Origin of the sequence: Roseomonas sp. TAS13, from assembly GCF_001950415.1 — a bacterium.
Classification (GTDB): Bacteria; Pseudomonadota; Alphaproteobacteria; order Acetobacterales; family Acetobacteraceae; genus Roseomonas; species Roseomonas mucosa.
The window spans coordinates 1-252 of the sequence record NZ_BDLP01000805.1 but is presented as its reverse complement, the minus strand read 5'-3'; the positions used below and the strand labels follow the sequence as shown (position 1 = coordinate 252).

Sequence of the window (252 nt, the reverse complement as noted above, 5' to 3'; positions counted from 1 at the left end):
TTCGGCCGCTGCCGACGCCTCGCTCGCGATCACGAGGCCACCGTCGGTTCCGCCGTCGCCTTCTTCACCCTCGCCGCCGCCATGATCCTCGTCCGGCGTCTGGCTCAGCCGTTATGAAACGGGGTCTAAGCTCGACTTTGGCCATCACGCGGCGTGGCAGATGGCGTAAGCCCAGGCGTGCTGGAGCGCTCGTGGAGGTTTTGCGCCGTGGCCGCTGTGCCGGGATGTGAGGAAACCTTGCTCGCACCAGAT

At 66.3% G+C, this 252-nt stretch carries 1 pseudogene; it reads left to right on the top strand.

Annotation, left to right across the window (positions count from 1 at the left end):
* Window positions 1–117 (top strand): annotated as a pseudogene (locus ROTAS13_RS26885) (IS5/IS1182 family transposase); the annotation flags it as partial.
* Window positions 118–252: the final 135 nt, after the last annotated feature.